The organism is Gemmobacter sp. (assembly GCF_046292685.1).
Classification (GTDB): Bacteria; Pseudomonadota; Alphaproteobacteria; order Rhodobacterales; family Rhodobacteraceae; genus Wagnerdoeblera.
Genome location: NZ_JBKBQM010000003.1, coordinates 61,589 through 77,376, shown reverse-complemented (window position 1 = coordinate 77,376; position 15,788 = coordinate 61,589). Strand labels below are relative to the sequence as shown.

At 68.1% G+C, this 15,788-nt stretch carries 14 protein-coding genes; 9 read left to right on the top strand and 5 right to left on the bottom strand.

Annotated features, from left to right (window positions below; translation table 11 throughout):
- Positions 1-141: 141 nt before the first annotated feature.
- Positions 142-2,157 (top strand): FAD-dependent oxidoreductase, encoded by a 2,016-nt coding sequence (locus ACK4S2_RS01635; RefSeq protein WP_409619658.1) that lies wholly within the window; start codon positions 142-144, stop codon positions 2,155-2,157.
- A 111-nt stretch (positions 2,158-2,268) separates the two neighbouring features.
- Here the strand turns inward: ACK4S2_RS01635 and ACK4S2_RS01630 are convergent, their stop codons facing one another.
- Both ACK4S2_RS01630 and ACK4S2_RS01625 read right to left on the bottom strand, forming a co-directional pair.
- Complete coding sequence (locus ACK4S2_RS01630; RefSeq protein ID WP_409619656.1) at positions 2,269-2,649, bottom strand: histidine triad nucleotide-binding protein; 381 nt, start codon at positions 2,647-2,649, stop codon at positions 2,269-2,271.
- Between the two features lie 15 nt (positions 2,650-2,664).
- Positions 2,665-4,242, bottom strand: coding sequence for a DUF5928 domain-containing protein (locus ACK4S2_RS01625; protein ID WP_409619654.1), 1,578 nt, complete (start codon positions 4,240-4,242; stop codon positions 2,665-2,667).
- Between the two features lie 142 nt (positions 4,243-4,384).
- Between ACK4S2_RS01625 and ACK4S2_RS01620 the strand changes: the two genes are divergently transcribed.
- Complete coding sequence (locus ACK4S2_RS01620; RefSeq protein ID WP_409619652.1) at positions 4,385-5,203, top strand: sulfotransferase family protein; 819 nt, start codon at positions 4,385-4,387, stop codon at positions 5,201-5,203.
- Here ACK4S2_RS01620 and ACK4S2_RS01615 read toward each other — a convergent pair.
- Positions 5,182-5,388, bottom strand: coding sequence for a hypothetical protein (locus ACK4S2_RS01615; RefSeq protein ID WP_409619650.1), 207 nt, complete (start codon positions 5,386-5,388; stop codon positions 5,182-5,184). The genes ACK4S2_RS01620 and ACK4S2_RS01615 overlap by 22 nt on opposite strands.
- A 328-nt stretch (positions 5,389-5,716) precedes the next feature.
- On the opposite strand from ACK4S2_RS01615, the gene ACK4S2_RS01610 reads away from it, so the two are divergent.
- Genes ACK4S2_RS01610 through ACK4S2_RS01595 form a run of 4 tightly spaced genes read left to right on the top strand, consistent with a single transcriptional unit; the run spans position 5,717 to position 10,154 of the window.
- Complete coding sequence (locus tag ACK4S2_RS01610) at positions 5,717-6,298, top strand: hypothetical protein (RefSeq protein WP_409619648.1); 582 nt, start codon at positions 5,717-5,719, stop codon at positions 6,296-6,298.
- A gap of 49 nt (positions 6,299-6,347) precedes the next feature.
- Positions 6,348-7,502: a heme A synthase gene (ctaA, locus tag ACK4S2_RS01605; protein ID WP_409619646.1), complete on the top strand. Its 1,155-nt coding sequence runs from the start codon at positions 6,348-6,350 to the stop codon at positions 7,500-7,502.
- Positions 7,499-8,971, top strand: a complete 1,473-nt coding sequence (locus ACK4S2_RS01600) for a carboxypeptidase M32 (RefSeq protein ID WP_409619644.1) — start codon at positions 7,499-7,501, stop codon at positions 8,969-8,971. The genes ctaA and ACK4S2_RS01600 overlap by 4 nt, the downstream gene beginning before the upstream one ends.
- Before the next feature lie 4 nt (positions 8,972-8,975).
- Positions 8,976-10,154: an MFS transporter gene (locus ACK4S2_RS01595; protein ID WP_409619642.1), complete on the top strand. Its 1,179-nt coding sequence runs from the start codon at positions 8,976-8,978 to the stop codon at positions 10,152-10,154.
- On the opposite strand, the gene hpaD is transcribed toward ACK4S2_RS01595, so the two are convergent.
- The gene (gene hpaD, locus ACK4S2_RS01590; RefSeq protein ID WP_409619640.1) at positions 10,141-11,121 is read right to left on the bottom strand and encodes a 3,4-dihydroxyphenylacetate 2,3-dioxygenase; all 981 of its coding nucleotides are present in this window, start codon (positions 11,119-11,121) and stop codon (positions 10,141-10,143) included. The genes ACK4S2_RS01595 and hpaD overlap by 14 nt on opposite strands.
- A 1-nt stretch (position 11,122) precedes the next feature.
- A complete protein-coding gene (gene hpaE, locus ACK4S2_RS01585) occupies positions 11,123-12,643 on the bottom strand; it encodes a 5-carboxymethyl-2-hydroxymuconate semialdehyde dehydrogenase (protein ID WP_409619638.1) in 1,521 nt (506 codons plus the stop codon).
- Between the two features lie 97 nt (positions 12,644-12,740).
- Between hpaE and hpaR the strand changes: the two genes are divergently transcribed.
- The 3 genes from hpaR (at position 12,741) to ACK4S2_RS01570 (ending at position 15,703) form a co-directional block, all read left to right on the top strand.
- A complete protein-coding gene (hpaR, locus tag ACK4S2_RS01580; RefSeq protein ID WP_409619636.1) occupies positions 12,741-13,208 on the top strand; it encodes a homoprotocatechuate degradation operon regulator HpaR in 468 nt (155 codons plus the stop codon).
- 104 nt (positions 13,209-13,312) lie between these two features.
- Positions 13,313-14,410 (top strand): carboxynorspermidine decarboxylase, encoded by a 1,098-nt coding sequence (locus ACK4S2_RS01575; RefSeq protein WP_409619634.1) that lies wholly within the window; start codon positions 13,313-13,315, stop codon positions 14,408-14,410.
- Between the two features lie 54 nt (positions 14,411-14,464).
- Positions 14,465-15,703, top strand: a complete 1,239-nt coding sequence (locus ACK4S2_RS01570; RefSeq protein WP_409619632.1) for a saccharopine dehydrogenase NADP-binding domain-containing protein — start codon at positions 14,465-14,467, stop codon at positions 15,701-15,703.
- Positions 15,704-15,788 lie beyond the last annotated feature (85 nt).

The window sequence follows — 15,788 nt, the reverse complement described above, 5'->3', positions numbered from 1 at the left end:
GTGGTGGCGCCGACCCGCCGCATGGTCGGCCTGCTGACCAGGGCATGACGTTGCGGCCCTGACGCGGCGGCAGCGCCCGCCGGCAGGTGACAAGACCCCCGCCTGTGGCGCAGGATGCGCCCAGCTTGGGGAGGACCGCGCATGAACCCGTATCCGCATCTGCTGGCACCGCTGGACCTTGGCCATGTGACCTTGCCCAACCGCGTGCTGATGGGCTCGATGCACACCGGGCTGGAAGAAACCGGCGACTGGAACCGGGTGGCCGAATTCTATGCCACCCGCGCGCGCGGCGGCGTGGCGCTGATGGTGACGGGCGGCATGGCGCCGAACCGCGAAGGCGGGGTGTTCCCCGGCGCCGCGGGGCTTTACACCGCGCAGGACATCGCCAACCACCGCGTCGTCACCGGCCGGGTGCATGACGCCGGCGGGCGCATCGCCATGCAGATCCTGCACGCCGGGCGCTATGCCTATGGCAAGGACTGCGTTTCGGCCAGTGCCGTCAAGTCGCCGATCTCGCCCTTCCCCCCGCGCGAGCTGGACGAGGCCGGCATCGAAAAGCAGATCGCCGACATCGTCACCGCCGCGGTGCGCGCGCAGGAGGCGGGCTATGACGGCGTGGAGGTGATGGGGTCCGAAGGCTATTTCCTCAACCAGTTCCTCGTGCGCCACACCAACCGGCGCGAGGATCGCTGGGGCGGAGCTTACGAAAACCGCATGCGCCTGCCGGTCGAGGTGGTGTCGCGCGTGCGCCAGGCCGTGGGGCAGGACTTCATCCTGATCTACCGCATCAGCCTGATCGACCTTGTGCCCGACGGCTCGACCTGGCCCGAGGTGGTGCAACTGGCCAAGGCGATCGAGGCGGCCGGGGCCAGCCTGCTCAACACCGGGATCGGCTGGCACGAGGCGCGGGTGCCCACCATTGCCACCTCGGTGCCGCGCCGGGCCTTTGCCTGGCTGACCGCGCGGCTGCGCCCCGAGGTGGGGATCCCGGTCATCACCTCGAACCGCATCAACACGCCCGAGGTGGCCGAACAGGTGCTGGCCGAAGGCGCGGCCGACATGGTCAGCATGGCGCGCCCGTTTCTGGCCGACCCCGATTTCGTCGCCAAGGCCGCCGCGGGCCGCGCGCGCGAAATCGCGCCCTGCATCGCCTGCAACCAGGCCTGTCTGGACCATACCTTTTCCGGCCGGCTGACCAGCTGCCTCGTCAACCCCCGCGCCTGCGCCGAAACCGAGCTGGACTATCCGCCGGCAGCCGCGCGCAAGTCGGTGGCCGTGGTCGGGGCCGGCCCGGCCGGCATGATGACCGCCATCATCGCCGCCCGGCGCGGCCATGCGGTGACCCTGTTCGAGAAATCGGACGCGGTCGGCGGGCAGCTCAACCTTGCCAAACAAGTGCCCGGCAAGGAGGAGTTCCGCGGCCTGGTGGACTGGTTCGCCGCCATGCTGGCGGCCGAAGGCGTGGCGCTGCGGTTGAACCATGCCGCCGGTGTGGACGACCTGCGCGACTTCGACGAGGTGGTGGTGGCCACCGGCGTCACCCCGCGCGACCCCGGGATCCCGGCCGAACCGGGGGCACGGGTGCTGGGCTATATCGACGTGCTGCAAGGCGCGCCGGTCGGGCCGCGTGCGGTGGTGGTGGGGGCCGGCGGCATCGGCTTCGACGTGTCGGAATACCTTGTGCATCAAGGCACCAGCCCGACCGAGGATCTGGCGCTGTGGCTACGCGAATGGGGCGTGGCCGACCCGGCCGAGGCGCGCGGCGGCCTGGCACCCGAAGGCCCGCAACCGCATCCGCCGGCCCGCGCTGTCACGCTGGTGCAGCGCAAGCCCGAAAAGCCCGGCCGCGGGCTTGGCAAGACCACGGGCTGGATCCACCGCGCCAGCCTTGCCATGAAAGGCGTCGAGATGCGCGGCGGCATGACCTATCGCCGCATCACGCCCGATGGGCTGGAGGTCGAGACCCCGCAAGGGCCGGAGCTGATTGCGGCCGATACGGTGGTGCTGTGCACCGGGCAGAACCCCGCCCGCGACCTGGCCGATGCGCTGGCCGCCGCCGGCATCGCCGCCCATGTCATCGGCGGCGCGGACGTGGCCGCCGAACTCGACGCGAAACGCGCGATCGACCAGGCCGCCCGCCTCGCGGCACGGCTGTAGAGCGTTCGGCCGATCGGCCCCTGCCCCGGCGCGTCGCCCTGATAACTCGCAGGGGGGGCGCCGGGGGCCTGAGCCCGCCCCGCGCCGTCCTCCGTGCCAAGCCGTCGCGGCTCAGGCGCGCGGCAGCATCCGGCCCAGCACGCGCCCGCCCAGGATATGCACGTGCAGGTGCGGCACCTCCTGCACCCCGGCTTCGCCGGCATTGGCAATCAGCCGATAGCCCTGCCCGCCGTCGCCCGGGCGGATGCCCAGCTCGGCGCAGACCTTGCCGATGGCGCGGGTGTAATCGGCGATCTCGGCATCGCTGGCTTCGGCCGCGAAATGGTCGGCGTTCACGTAAGGCCCCTTGGGAATCACCAGCACATGCACCGGGGCCTGCGGCGCAATGTCGTGAAAGGCCAGCGCATGATCGGTTTCCAGCACCTTCCGGCAGGGAATCTCGCCGCGCAGGATGCGGGAAAAGACATTGTTCGGGTCATAGGCATAGGGCATGGCGCGCCTTTCGCATCAGTCGGTGAACAGGTAGTCGACAGCCAGCACCTCGGCCGCCTTCTCGGGCGCGATGCCAAGAAACCGCGCCAGCGGCAAGGTGTTTTCGCCCGGCGCCGCCGACTGGCGCAAACGGTGGAACCGCTCGAACCCCGCGTCGCCCAGCCGGTCGGATTCGAAGCGCACATCGTAGCGGATGGTCGGCAGCAGCCGTTCCAGCACATCCTGCGGCGTGCGCTCCGCGGCCAGCCCGACCCGCCGGGCATGGCCCAGCAGGTAGTCGTCGGTGAACACGCATTCCACCTCCAGCAGGCGCACGTCGGTCTTGTCGGCGTAGAAATCCTGGATGAGGTCGATGCTGGCCGGGTCGATGCAGATCACCAGCCGGTCGGTCTGCCACAGGTCGAACAGCATCCGCACCAGCGCGCGGCGGTGGCGGGTGCGCTTTTCCAGCGTGCTCTGGATGCCGCCCAGATCGGGCAAGGCGCAGGTCGCCTCGTTGAACAGGTAATGCACCCCCGGGATGCCGGTCACATTGCGGATGCGGTCCACCAGCCGCTTGGCCACGTGCCATTTCTTGCACGTCACGATCATCAGCGTGCGTTCGCGCCCGATGCTCGAGCCGGTTTCCCAGAACCGCGGGGCAAAGCGGCGCCCGATCCGGCCGCGCCCGGTCAGAAACCGGAACAGCGCGCGCCCTTCGTCGGAAATGCCGAAATGCTGGCCCGTCACGGTATAAAGCTCGCCCAGCTTGCGCTTGAGCTCCACCGCATCGGGCGAAATCTTGCGCGCGAACAGATAGTCCTGCGCCAGCAGCAGGTCGTAATGGTCGTTGTAGAACGTGACCGGCATCCCGTAATCGGTGAACATCAGGAAGGTCAGCGTGCGCGAGCGGATCTGCGCCTCGGGCACCAGATGGCGCACAAGGGTCTGAAAGAACGTCTCGTCCGGGATCCAGGTGGTGCGGAAAAATCGCACCACGTCGCGGCGCCGATCGATGAACTCCAGCAGCCATTCCACCGTGCGCCGCCGCAGGCACCACCATTGGCTGCCGATCATGATCTGCAGGTCGTCCGGCACCTTGCGCGCCAGCCCCAGCCGTTTCTGCCATTCCAGCGAGGTGTAGAACCACCACTTGTGCTTGCGTTCGTTGAACCAGTGCCGGTAGATCAGCCGTTCTTCCTTGATCCCGGTCTTGATCCAGTCGGAATTGAGGAAATCGAGGCTTTCGATGTAATCCACATCGTCGCGGTCCAGAAAGTCGTGGGCATATTCGGCCGACTTGATGCACATGCAGTCGCCCGACAGCATGTAGAAATGCGTCGCGCGCGGAAACGCCGCCACCGCGGCGCGCAGGGCCTGCAAGGTGGCTTCGACCAGGCTCCATTCGCCCCAGCCGCAGCGGATGCGCCGCCGCGCAAAGACGACCGAAGGGTTGTCGGCCAGCGCCGCGCGGATGCGGTCGTAATCGGCCTTCTTCGCGTTGGCGTCGAAGTGGATGGCCATGTAATCGCCCGCCGCGGTCAGCCGCTGCGCCTGGGCGATGATGCCGTCGGGATCCTTGTGGGTCAGCAGGATGTAGGCGATTTTTGCCATTCTGGAAACTCGGATGCCTTCACGCTGCCACGATGATTCTTTAAATGTCTTTCACGACAGTTGAAAAGACCGAGTTTCGACGGCAACCGCGCCATCCGGGCGCCGGGCGCCGGGGCCGGCAGAAGGCAAGAGGCGGCACGACATGGGATTTCCAGGCACCTGGATGACGGAAAGCGAAAGCGTGGTCTACCGTGTGGTGCCCAAGTGCGCCTGTTCGACCATCGGCCAGATCATGTTCTATTCCGACCACGGTCGTTTCTTCGATGGCGACATTCACGATGCCACCTCGGGCCTGCACAAATGGTCGATCGAGGCGAGCCAGCCGCGCATCACCAAGGCGGTGAAGGGCCGCAAGGTTCATGCCTTCACCTGCGTGCGCAACCCCTATGCGCGCATCCTGTCCAGCTTTTTCGACAAGATCTGCGGCATCCAGCGCAACGGCAAACGCTATCGCGGCAACCTGGTGCCGCTGCTGATCCAGAAATACGGCATCGAGGTCGGCGGCGACGATGGCAAGCAACCCTTCGACCAGATCCGGTCGTTCCGCCGGTTCCTGCTGTTCGCGCGCGACACCATCCGCTTTCGCAAGCCGATGGAGCCCGACATCCACTGGTCGGCGATGTCGGGGCATGTGTCCACCTTCATCGTCAACGGCGGGCGCTACAACAGCATCTTCTTCACCGAGGATTTCAACCGCGGCATGCAAGGCGTGCTGGATGCGATCCAGACTCCGGTGCCGGTCGATCTGGCCACCATCCCGCGCTTCAACGAATCCGAAGGCCACGGGCCCAAGCGTGAACACCCGGTCAGCGCCTATTTCGACGATCTCTCGATGCACCTGATGTGGGAAATCTACCGCAAGGATTTCCAGCTGTTCCGCTACGATTTCGACAACCCCGACAACAAGATGCCGCTGGGCGAGATCGACCTGGCCGAAGTTCACGCCAAGCTGGGCGACTGAAGCCGCACCGCCAGCCGGCCCGGAAACGCCGCCACCGCCGGGCCGGGGTCGGCGCCCGCGCGCAAGGTCACGCCCACGGGCACCTCCGGGTCGGGCAAGGCGAAGGCCACCGGGCGCAGGTCGGGGCGCAAGGCGGCCAGCGCCTGCGGGCCATAGCTCAGCAAGGCCAGCGAGCCGCTTTCCACGATCGTCTGTTCGGCACGGTGAAAGGACCGGATTTCGCAGGTCTGCGCCGGCGGTTGCGCGCCCAGCGTGGTGAACAGCGTTTCGAACCAGCGGCGGATCGGCCTGGCCCGGCGCCCGCGACAAGGCCGAGGGGCGCGAGGTCAGCACCTGCGCCGCGCCCGACAGGCTGCGGGCTTCGGCCAGCACCGGCACGGCCCGGATCATGCGCAAGGGCAGCAGAGGTTCGCCCAGGCCCCGATGTAACCAGACCGGCGAGCCACATTCAAACCTCGCATATCCGCCCGCCCGCGCCCTGCGCCAGGGTCGCCGCGACAACGGAAGCCCCCCATGACCCGCACCATGCAAGCCGGAATCGACGCCGCCGGCAACCCTGCCCATCAGCCCGACGACGTGGAACAATATTACCTCATGCCCCGGGATCCGGACGATGGCCGGGTGGTCAGGTTCGACCACGATTTCATCGGCCGCGCCGCGCTGGAACGCATGGTCCCGGGGCCGCACCGCGTCAAGGTGACGCTGGTGTGGGACAAGGCCGACGTGCTGCGGATCTTTGTCGGCATGATGGAGGATTACCCCGCGCCCGAGCTGATGGAGCTGCCTTCGGGCCACTATGCCGCGCATCCCTGCGATCAGGTGCTGTCGGGCGGGTCGCTGGTAGGGCTTTCGACCTATCCGGTCCATTCGGCCAACGAACGGGCGTGGATCTCGCTGGCGATGGTGCGCGCCGATCTGGCCGCCGAAGGCAGCCGGGTGGACATCCTCTGGGGCGAAAGGGATGGCGGCACCGCCAAGCCGCATGTCGAACGCCACCGGCAGATGACCGTGGCGGCAACCGTCCACCCCTGGCCCATCCACACCGCCACGCGCGAAGGCTATCGCCGCCAGACCCGAGCCGCCGGCTTGCCTTGAACCCCCGCGCGGGCCGCTCTAGGTTGGCGCCGAAGCGAGGGGGCGGAACATGGCCAAGGCACGCAGCATCTTTGAGGAAGTCCAGGGCGACCGCTCGCCCGTGCCCAGCGGCGGCGGCATGATCGACAAGGCCCCCCGCGGCGCGCGCGGGGCGGTGCGCGGCTGGCTGATCGTGCTGTTCCTGATGGTGATGGCGATGATCGCCGTGGGCGGCGCCACGCGGCTGACCGACAGCGGCCTGTCGATCACCGAATGGCGCCCCGTCACCGGCGCCCTGCCCCCGATGACGGCCGAGGCCTGGGCGGCCGAGTTCGACAAGTACCGCCAGATCCCGCAATACCAGCTGGTCAACAAGGGCATGAGCCTCGAGGAGTTCCAGTTCATCTACTGGTGGGAATGGGGCCACCGGCAGCTGGGCCGGCTGATCGGGCTGGTCTGGGGCCTGGGGTTCCTGTTCTTCTGGGCCACGAAACGCATCCCGCCGGGCTGGACGGGGCGGCTTTTGTTCATCGGGGCGCTGGGGGGGCTGCAAGGCGCCATCGGCTGGTGGATGGTGGCCAGCGGCCTGACGGGGGAAATGGTGCGCGTGGCCTCCTACCGGCTGGCCACCCACCTGGGGCTGGCCTTCGTGATCCTAGGGTTCATCGCCTGGTATGTCTTTCTTCTCGGCCGCAGCGAAGCCGACCTGATGCAGGCCCGCCGCGGGCGCGACGCGCGGCTGTTTTCCATGACGACGGGGCTCATGCACTTTGCCTTCCTGCAGATCCTGCTGGGCGCGCTGGTGGCGGGCATCGACGCCGGCCGGGCCTTTCCGACCTGGCCGGACATGAACGGCGAATTCTTCCCCTCCAACGCGCTTTACGTGCCCGATGGCGGGCCGCTCTGGCGCGCCTTCTTCGAAAACGAAGGGCTGGTGCAGTTCCTGCACCGCATGTCGGGCTATGCGCTGTTCGCCTTCGGCCTCGTCGTGTGGCTGCGCGGGCGCCGCTCGCCGCACCTGACCACGCGGCGTGCGTTCGACTGGATGGCGGTGATGCTGTTCGGGCAGATGGTGCTGGGCATCGTCACCGTGCTGACATCGGCCCACCTGCATGTTGCGCTGACCCACCAGATCGGTGCGGTCGTTCTCTGGGTGCTGATCCTGCGGGCGCGGCACATGGCCCAATACCCCGTGGCGGGGTCGATCGCGAAAGGCACCGCATGAGCACCGCAGACCTGCTGGCCTTCCAGCGCGAGACCGAGGCGCTGGCCCAGATCGCCGGCCGGCTCGGCTGGGATCGGGAAACCATGATGCCCCGCGGCGCCGCCGCACACCGGGCCGAGGAAATCGGCGCGCTCGAAGGCGTGCTGCACGCCCGCCGCACCGATCCGCGCATCGCCGCCTGGCTGGATGCGGCCGTTCCCGCGGACGCGGCGCAGGCCGCGCAACTGCGCCACATCCGGCGCGACTACGCCCGCCACAGCCGCATTCCCGCCCGGCTGGCCCAGGAACTGGCGCGGCTGACCAGCCTGGCCCAGGGCATCTGGGCCGAGGCGCGCGCGCGCGACGACGTGGCGCATTTCCTGCCCACGCTGCACCAGGTTGTGGCGCTGAAGCGCGAGGAGGCCGCCGCCCTGGCCGATGGCAGCAACACCGGTCTTTACGACGCGCTGCTCGACGATTATGAACCCGGCGCCAGCGCCGACTGGATCGCCGGCGTCTTCGGCCGGATGCGCCCGCGGCTGGTCGCCTTGCGCGAACGCGTGCTGGCCGCCCCCGCCCCCGAGCCCCTGCGCGGCGAATACCCGGCCGAACAGCAGATGCGCATCGCCCGCGATCTGGCCACCGCCTTCGGCTACGACTGGACGCGCGGCCGGCTGGACCTGGCCGTGCACCCGTTTTCCTCCGGGTCGGGCAACGATGTGCGCATCACCACCCGGGTCAACGAAGCCGACCCCTTCAACTGCTTCTATTCCACCATCCACGAAGTCGGCCATGCCGCCTACGAACAGAACGTGGACCAGGCCTTCCTGTTCACGCCGCTGGGGCGCGGGGTGTCGATGGGGGTGCACGAAAGCCAGAGCCGCAGCTACGAAAACCAGCTCGGCCGCAGCCGCGCCTTCACCGGCTGGCTGTTCCGCCGCATGCAGGCCGAAGGCTGCGCGCTGAACCTGACCAGCCCCGAGGCGTTCTACCGCGCCGTCAACCGCGTGCAGCCCGGCTTCATCCGCACCGAGGCCGACGAGGTGCATTACAACCTGCACATCATGCTGCGCTTCGACCTGGAACGCGCGCTGATCGCGGGCGATCTGGCGGTGGCCGATCTGGAAGCGGCGTGGAATGATCGATTCCTGCAGGATTTCGGGGTGATGGTGGATCGCCCGTCGCATGGAATGTTGCAGGATGTGCATTGGTCGGTCGGCCTGTTCGGCTATTTCCCGACCTATTCGCTGGGCAACATCTATGCCGGCTGCCTGATGAAGGCGCTGCGCGCCGACCTGCCGGGGCTGGATGCCGACCTCGCGCGCGGCGATACCTCGGCCGCGACGGGCTGGATGCGCGACCGGCTGCAGCGTTTCGGGGCCTTGCGCGAACCGCGCGCCACGGTGGCCCATGCCTGCGGCTTCGACCCCGACGAAGGCCCGTTGCTGGATTACCTCGACGCCAAGTTCGCCGACCTCTACCGGCTCTGAGGCGATGACCCCGCCCGAGCTTCTGGCACGCGGCCGCGCGGTCTGGGCGCTGGCGCTGGGGCAGACGCTGGGCTACGCCTGCCTGTTCTACATCTTTCCCGGTCTGGTGCTGTTCTGGACGCGCGATCTGGGCTGGTCGAAATCCACCCTCGCGGGGGGGCCGATGCTGGCGATCCTGATCTCGGCGGCGCTGGCGCCGGTGATGGGGCGACTGGTCGATCGTGGCCGCGGCCCCGAGGCGATGGCCGCCGGCGCCTTGCTGGGGGCGCTGGCGCTGGCGGGCATGGCGCTGGTGCAGACGCCGGGGCAATGGCTTGCGGTCTGGGCGCTGAACGGCGTGGCGCAGGCCGCCTGTCTTTACGAGGTGTGCTTTGCCTTTCTGATCCGCCGCCTCGGCCCGGCGGCGCGCAGCGCGATCATCCGGGTGACGCTGCTGGCGGGCTTTGCCTCGACGCTGGCCTTTCCGGCCTTTGCGGCGGTTGCGGGCGCCTTCGGCTGGCGGGCGGCGGTCTGGGGCGCGGCGGGGCTGATGGCGGCGGCGGTGGTGCCCTTGCACCTGTGGGGGGCCCTTGCCCTGCGGCGCGCCGGCGCGCCGCCGCAGCCCCGCATGGCCGCCGGCGCCGCGGCACCGGCCTGGCGGGCGCCGGCCTTCTGGCTGCTGGCGCTGGTCTTTGCGCTGGCCAGCCTCAATCACTGGATGGTGATGAGCTTTCTGGTGCCGATCCTCGTGGGGCAAGGCCAGCCGGAGCCCCTCGCGGTGTTCGCCGCGGCCTGCGTCGGGCCGGCGCAGGTGGTCGGGCGGCTGGTGCTGATGCGCTGGGAAGCCCGCATCGGCAATGCCCGCGCCACCGCGATCACGCTGGGGGCGCTGGTGGTGGCGGCGGGCCTGCTGGCGGCCAGCGGCAGCGGGGCGGCGGTGGTGCTGGCTTACGTCGGGCTGCAAGGCGCCGCGATGGGCATCCTGACCATCCTGCGCCCGGTGTTGATCGCCGATGCGATGGGCCCCGACAATTACGGCGCCGTCGCCGGGGCCATCCAGATGCCGGCGCTGGTGGCCGGCGCCGTCGCGCCGATGCTGGGCGCGCTGTTGCTGGAAGGCCCGGGGCTGTGGTCGCTGATGCTGGCCAGCGGCGGCTTCACGCTCGCCGCCGCCGCGGCGATGCGCGTGCTCAGGGCGCGATGATCGGGGTGGCCTTCAGCGTCGCCGCACGCGGTTCCAGCCCGACGAAGGCCGAGCCTTCCTCGAACCACGACCGCGGCGCCGGGGCGCCCCACAGCGTCTGGCGCTGCGGATCCTTCAGATCCCAGCGGATCGGCTCCAGATCCGGGTCGCAGGTCTGGTAGTCGGAACAGTAGATCTCGATCCGGTGGCCGTCGGGGTCGCGGATGTACAGGAAAAACGCGTTGGAAATGCCGTGCCGCCCCGGCCCGCGTTCGATATGTGCAACCCAGCCGGTGGTGGCCATCAGGTCCAGCAGGTCGATGATGTTCAGGGGCGTCGGCACCCAGAACGCCGTATGGTGCAACCGCGGCCCCGTCCCGTTGGTAAAGGCCATGTCGTGCACGCCGCCCTTGCGGTGCAACCACGCGGCCCACAGCCGCCCCGTGCCTTCGTCCTCGGTGTATTCCGTCACGCGAAAGCCCATGTCGTTCCAGAACGCGACCGAGGCATCGACATCGGGGCTGAAGGTGTTGAAATGGTCGATCCTGAGCGGCTTGACCCCGCGATACAGCGCGTATTTCTGGTGGATGGGCGGCAGACGGTCCATATGGGCGTAAAACTCCAGCGGCACCCCGAACAGGTCCGAGGTGCGCAAGGTCCGGCCCTGATGCGGGCGCGCCACCCATTCTGTCGGCCGCCCCCGCGCCGCGAACCAGGCCTGCGCGCGGTCCAGGTCGGCCTCGTCCCAGACCTTGAAGCCCAGCACCTCCACCCCCGGCGCCTCGGCCCCGTGCAGCACGATGCAGTGGTGGCCGCGCTCCTCCATCGCGCGCAGATACAAGGAACCGGCCGTCTCGTCCGTCACCTGCAGGCCCAGCGTATCGACGTAAAAGGCGCGGGCCTTGCCCATGTCGGTCACGCGGTATTCGACGTGGCTCAGACGCACGGTGTTGAAATCGGGGTAAAGGTTGGGGGCGGGAACCGGCATCTCAGCCTCCGAGCTTGGGGATGGCGTGGGCAAGGGTGGCAAAGGCCACGTTCTTGGTTTCCATGTAGAAATCGAACGACCAGTCGCCGCCGTCGCGGCCGATGCCGCTGCACTTGACCCCGCCGAAGGGCGTGGGCAGGTGGCGCAGGTTTTCCGAGTTCACCCAGATCATGCCCGCCTGCATCGCATCGGTCATGCGCAAGGCGCGCGTCAGGTCGTTGGTCCACAGATAGCCGGCCAGCCCGTATGGCACGTCGTTGGCCAGCGCCAGCGCCTCGGCCTCGTCCGCAAAGGGTATCGCCGTCAGCACCGGGCCGAAGATTTCTTCCTGCGCGATCGCCATGTCGTTGCGCGCCCCCGTGAACAGCGTAGGGCGCACATAGCAGCCCGGGCCCGGCACCTTTTCGCCCCCCGTGGCCACCGTGGCGCCTTCGGCCCGGGCCTTCTCGAAATAGCCCAGCACCTTGGCCTCGTGTTCGGGGTGGATCAGCGGGCCGATGACCGTTTTGGGGTCCAGCGGGTGCCCGATGGGAATGCGCGCGGCCTTTTCCGCCACCACGGCGCAGAATTGGTCATGGACCGACGCCTCGACCAGCAGCCGGCTGGAGGAGGTGCAGCGTTCGCCGTTGAGCGAATAGATCATGAAGACCGCGGCATCCGCCGCCCGGTCCAGATCGGCATCGGCAAACACGATCACCGGGTTCTTGCCGCCCAGCTCGAAATGCACCCGTTTCAGCGTGGCCGCCCCCTGCGCCATGATCCGGCTGCCGGTGCGCGATTCGCCCACGAAGCCGATCGCCCGGATCAGCGGATGTTCCGTCAGCGCGCGGCCCGCATCTTCGCCCATGCCGTTCACCAGGTTCCACACGCCGGGCGGCAAGCCGGCGCCTTCGGCAATTTCCAGCAGCAGCCGGGCGGTCAGCGGGCTGAACTCGGCCGGCTTGTGCACCACCGTGCAGCCCGCGGCCAGCGCCGGCGCGATCTTCCAGGTGGACAGCATGAACGGCGTGTTCCACGGCGTGATGATGCCGACCGGCCCGATGGGGGCGCGGCTGGTCACGTTCATCTGGCCGGGGCCGAACAGCGACTTGCCGTCGCGCGCTTCGGGCGCCTTGTCGGCGAAAAAGCGAAAGTTCTCGGCCCCCCGCAGCGCCGCCTTGGACATGAATCGCAGCGCCTGCCCGGTATCGAGGCATTCCAGAAAGGCGATTTCCTCGGCCCGCGCCTCGATGGCATCGGCAATGCGGTGCAACAGCTTGCGCCGTTTCGCCCCGTCCATCCGCGCCCAGTCGCCAAAGGCCGCCTGCGCCGCCTGCGCCGCCTGGTCGATATCGGCCGCCCCCCCGCGCGCCACCCGCGCCAGCACCGACCCGTCCACCGGCGTGATGCTTTCGAACCAGCCCAGTTCGCCGGGCACGTCCTGCCCGGCGATCCGGTTCATCACCCCGCCTTCGGCAAGCCGTTGCAGATAGCCGTTCGCGCGCGCCAGATTGGCCGCCAGTTCCGGGGATTGCGCTGCCATGATGCCCTCCGTATTCATTAACACGTTAATGTTAAGCGCGATGCCCGTCAATCCTCGGCATCTTGCGGCGGCGCGCAATCCGATATTAAACATGTGCATGAACGCCGAGAAACCCGAGTTCCTGCCCACCGACGTGCGCCACTCGCTGCCGATGGCCCTGCTGCGGGCGCGCGAGGCGGTGATGCGCCAGTTCCGCCCCATGCTCGAAGCGCACGGGGTCAACGAACAGCAATGGCGCGTGCTGCGCGTGCTGGCCGAGGCCGACGATCTGGACGCCTCCGAGGTCGCGGCGCGCGCCAATATCCTGGCGCCGTCGCTGACGCGGATGATCCGCTCCATGACCGACCGCGGCCTGATCGAACGCGACCGCGACGCGACCGACGCCCGCCGCGTGCTGTTGCGCATCGCGCCGGCCGGCATGGCGGTGATCCGCGCCGCCAGCCCCGAATCGCGCCGCATCTACCGCGAGATCGAAGCGGCCTTCGGCCCCGACCGCATGGAACAGCTTGTCACGCTTCTGAACGCGCTGAGCGCGCTGCACCCCGGCGATCCGGCCGAGGATTGAACGCCGCCCCCGCGGTTCTATATTGTGCAGGCGTGAGCAAGCCGCTACACGCCCCCCCGCGCACGTCCGCGCACTTTCGACCCCCGTTGCCGGAAGGGCCTGCCATGCTCCCCACCCCTTGCTATGTCATCGACAAGGCACGCCTGCTGCCCAACATGGAAAAGATCGCCTGGCTGCGCGAAGCCTCGGGCGCGAAATCGCTGCTGGCGCTGAAATGCTTTGCCACCTGGGGCGTGTTCGACTTCATGTCGCGCTACATGGACGGCACCACCTCCAGCTCGCTTTACGAGGTGAAGCTGGGGCGCGAGAAGTTTCCGGGCGAAACCCACGCCTATTCGGTCGCCTATGCGCCCGACGAGATCGACGAGGTGCTGGCCAGCTCCGACAAGATCATCTTCAACACCATCGGCCAGCTCGACCGCTTCGATGCGGTGTCGGCCGGGCACGTGCGCGGGCTGCGGGTGAACCCGGGGGTGTCCACCTCGGGCTTCGATCTGGCCGACCCGGCGCGCCCGTTTTCCCGCCTGGGCGAACACGACCCCGAACGCCTCGCCGCCGTGGCCGACCGCGTGACCGGCTTCATGTTCCACAACAACTGCGAAAACGCCGATTTCGGCCGCTTCGATGCGATGCTGGGGCATATCGAACAGCGTTTCGGCTTTCTGATCCGGCAGATGAAGTGGATTTCGCTGGGCGGCGGCATCCATTTCACCGGCGAAGGCTACCCGCTGGACAAGCTCGCCGACCGGCTGAAGCGGTTTGCCGACGACAACGGCGTGCAGGTCTATCTGGAACCGGGCGAGGCCGCGATCACCAATTCGGCGACGCTGGAGGTGACGGTTCTCGATACGCTCTACAACGGCAAGAACCTGGCCATCGTGGACAGCAGCATCGAGGCGCACATGCTCGACCTGCTGATCTACCGCATCAGCGCCAAGATGGCCCCGAACGAAGGCCCGCACGAATGGATGGTCTGCGGCAAGTCCTGCCTTGCCGGCGACATCTTCGGCGAGTTCCGCTTTGCCGAACCGCTGAAACCCGGCGACCGGCTCAGCATCCAGGACGCGGCCGGTTACACGATGGTCAAGAAGAACTGGTTCAACGGGGTCAAGATGCCCGCCATCGCCGTGCGCGAACTGGACGGCAGCATCACCCTGCAACGCGCCTTCGGCTACGACGAATTCGTGGCCGCCCTGTCGTGACCCCGTCACGCAACTGACGTAACCCCGAAATCCCCAAGGAGGTGCATGGGCGAAATGAAACGCAATGTCCTGATCATCGGCGCCGGAGGCGTGGCCCAGGTCGTGGCGCACAAATGCGCGCAGAACAACGACGTGCTGGGCGACATCCACATCGCATCGCGCACCGTCTCGAAGGCCGAGGCGATTCTGGCCAGCGTGCGCGAAAAAGGCAGCCTGAAGGTTCAGGGCGCGTTGCAGGCCCATGCGGTGAACGCCCGCGACACCGCCGAGGTGGCCGATCTCATCCGGAAAACCGGGGTGCAGATCGTCATCAACGTGGCGCAGGCCTTCGTCAACATGCCGGTGCTGGACGCCTGCATCGAAACCGGCGTGGCCTACATGGATACCGCCATCCATGAGGAGCCGGAAAAGATCTGCGAATCCCCGCCCTGGTATGCCAACTACGAATGGAAGCGGCGCGAGGCTTGCGCCAAGGCCGGCGTGACCGCGATTCTGGGCGTGGGCTTCGACCCCGGCGTGGTGAATGCCTACGCCCGGCTTGCCATCGACGACTACGTGCCCGAACCGAAGTCGATCGACATCATCGACATCAACGCCGGCTCGCACGGGCGCTGGTTCTCCACCAACTTCGACCCCGAGATCAACTTCCGCGAATTCACCGGCACGGTCTATTCCTGGCAGAACGGCGCCTGGCAGGCGAACCGGATGTTCGAGGTGGGCCAGACCTGGGACATGCCGGTTGTCGGCCCGCAAAAGACCTACATGACCGGCCATGACGAGGTGCACAGCCTTGCCACCCGTTACCCGCAGGCCGACGTGCGGTTCTGGATGGGCTTTTCGGACCATTACATCAACGTCTTCACCGTGCTGAAGAACCTCGGGCTCCTGTCCGAACAGCCGGTGAAGACCGCCGAAGGGCTGGAGGTCGTGCCGCTCAAGGTGGTCAAGGCCGTGCTGCCCGACCCCTCGTCGCTGGCCCCCGACTATACCGGCAAGACCTGCATCGGCACGCTGGTCAAGGGCACGCGCGATGGCCAGCCTGCCGAAGTGCTGATCTACAACGTCGCCGACCACAAGGAGGCGTATCTGGAGGTCGGCAGCCAGGGCATCAGCTACACCGCCGGCGTGCCGCCGGTGGCCGCCGCCATGCTGATCGCCGACGGCACCTGGGATGTCGGCGCCATGCGCAACGTCGAGGAGCTGGACCCCAAGCCCTTCCTCGCCCTGCTCAACCGCATCGGGCTGCCGACCAGCATCCGCGATGCCCAGGGCGACCGCCCGCTGACCTTCTAGGCGGGCGCACGCCGACGTGACCCGGGGCGGCGCGCGCGCCCCGGGTTTTCTGCGGCGGCCGCATTGCGGCCGGGCCGCCTGCGTG

What these genes read in the sequence shown, in the direction of transcription:
- ACK4S2_RS01635 (WP_409619658.1), top strand. Translation starts at nt 142, where the DNA reads ATGAACCCGTATCCGCATCTGCTGGCACCGCTGGACCTTGGCCATGTG.
- ACK4S2_RS01630 (WP_409619656.1), bottom strand. Translation starts at nt 2,649, where the DNA reads ATGCCCTATGCCTATGACCCGAACAATGTCTTTTCCCGCATCCTGCGC.
- ACK4S2_RS01625 (WP_409619654.1), bottom strand. Translation starts at nt 4,242, where the DNA reads ATGGCAAAAATCGCCTACATCCTGCTGACCCACAAGGATCCCGACGGC.
- ACK4S2_RS01620 (WP_409619652.1), top strand. Translation starts at nt 4,385, where the DNA reads ATGGGATTTCCAGGCACCTGGATGACGGAAAGCGAAAGCGTGGTCTAC.
- ACK4S2_RS01610 (WP_409619648.1), top strand. Translation starts at nt 5,717, where the DNA reads ATGACCCGCACCATGCAAGCCGGAATCGACGCCGCCGGCAACCCTGCC.
- ctaA (WP_409619646.1), top strand. Translation starts at nt 6,348, where the DNA reads ATGGCCAAGGCACGCAGCATCTTTGAGGAAGTCCAGGGCGACCGCTCG.
- ACK4S2_RS01600 (WP_409619644.1), top strand. Translation starts at nt 7,499, where the DNA reads ATGAGCACCGCAGACCTGCTGGCCTTCCAGCGCGAGACCGAGGCGCTG.
- ACK4S2_RS01595 (WP_409619642.1), top strand. Translation starts at nt 8,976, where the DNA reads ATGACCCCGCCCGAGCTTCTGGCACGCGGCCGCGCGGTCTGGGCGCTG.
- hpaD (WP_409619640.1), bottom strand. Translation starts at nt 11,121, where the DNA reads ATGCCGGTTCCCGCCCCCAACCTTTACCCCGATTTCAACACCGTGCGT.
- hpaE (WP_409619638.1), bottom strand. Translation starts at nt 12,643, where the DNA reads ATGGCAGCGCAATCCCCGGAACTGGCGGCCAATCTGGCGCGCGCGAAC.
- hpaR (WP_409619636.1), top strand. Translation starts at nt 12,741, where the DNA reads ATGAACGCCGAGAAACCCGAGTTCCTGCCCACCGACGTGCGCCACTCG.
- ACK4S2_RS01575 (WP_409619634.1), top strand. Translation starts at nt 13,313, where the DNA reads ATGCTCCCCACCCCTTGCTATGTCATCGACAAGGCACGCCTGCTGCCC.
- ACK4S2_RS01570 (WP_409619632.1), top strand. Translation starts at nt 14,465, where the DNA reads ATGAAACGCAATGTCCTGATCATCGGCGCCGGAGGCGTGGCCCAGGTC.